Source organism: Roseateles sp. FW305-36 (assembly GCF_058787015.1).
Window position 1 is genome coordinate 1 of record NZ_JBYSZK010000047.1, and the last position, 1,195, is coordinate 1,195.

The following is a 1,195-nucleotide window of genomic DNA, read 5'->3' on the forward strand; positions in this document are numbered from 1 at the left end:
TCCCCTTGTATCTTCCCAATTGGACGCTCAGCCGGTGTTGCTGAGAGTCTGCGATGTCGCGGTCGCTGCGCCAAACCTGTTGTCCCCCAGAGCCTGGAGTTCGTCCCCGAGCATGTGGTCAACGCAGCGGCCCGTCTTGTCCAACCGTGTAGCCCGAACAGTTGCCAATCATGAGCATGCATCCGCAAGGTGGGGTAGCGAGCCCGGTTCGTCGCATCAACGTCGGCATCGACGTGGCCAAGCAGCATCTGGATGTCTGCCTGGGCGCCGAGCTGCGACGCGTGGGCAACGATGCCGCAGGACACGACGAGTTGATCGCGATGTGCCGCCAGGCCGACGCTGACCTGGTGCTGCTGGAGGCCAGCGGTGGTTACGAGCGCGCCGTCGTGCTCGCACTGCAGCAGGCCGGCTTTTGCTTGGCTCGCGTCAACCCTCGCCAAGCACGTGACTTCGCCAAGTCCATGGGCGTGCTGGCCAAGACGGATCAGCTCGACGCTCGCGTTTTGCGCGATTTCGCCGACGTGCTGGCGGCTCATCAAGACCGTGCCACTTACGTCACCGCGCTGATCGAGCCGCAAAGGGCTGAGCTGGCTGCGCTGATGACGCGCCGTCGCCAGTTGGTGGACATGCGCGTGGCCGAGGCCCAGCGGCTGCAACAGGCCCACTCCTCCACGGCCGTGCGCAGCATCAAGAAGGTGTTGCGCCTGCTGGATCAGCAAATCGCCCAGCTCGATTCGGACGCTGACGATCACCTGGATCACCACTTCAAGTCTCAGCGCGCCTTGCTGGACAGCGTCAAGGGCGTGGGGCCGGTGACGATCATGACGCTGACGGCGGCGCTGCCTGAGCTGGGCCGGCTGCAGCGCCGCCAGATCACCAAGCTGGTAGGGGTGGCGCCGCTGGCCAATGACTCGGGCACGCGCCAAGGCAAACGCCGCACCTGGGGTGGCCGCGCCGACGTTCGTGCCGTGCTGTACATGGCCACGGTGTCGGCAATCGTTCATAACCCGCCGATCAAGGCCTTCTACGCCCGCCTGATCGCAGCCGGCAAGGCCAAGAAGGTCGCGCTGGTGGCGTGCATGCGAAAGCTGCTGACCGTGCTCAATGCCATCCTGCGCGATCAAGCGACCTGGAATGCCGTCAAGCATCTGCAGTCTCCATCAGAGGCTTGACACCGAACACAGTTGCTCGGGGG

The 1,195-nt window shown here is 64.7% G+C and carries 1 protein-coding gene; it reads left to right on the forward strand.

Annotation, left to right across the window (positions count from 1 at the left end; genetic code table 11):
• Positions 1-176: 176 nt before the first annotated feature.
• Positions 177-1,172, forward strand: coding sequence for an IS110 family RNA-guided transposase (locus AC3WOE_RS30465; protein WP_492696295.1), 996 nt, complete (start codon positions 177-179; stop codon positions 1,170-1,172).
• Positions 1,173-1,195: the final 23 nt, after the last annotated feature.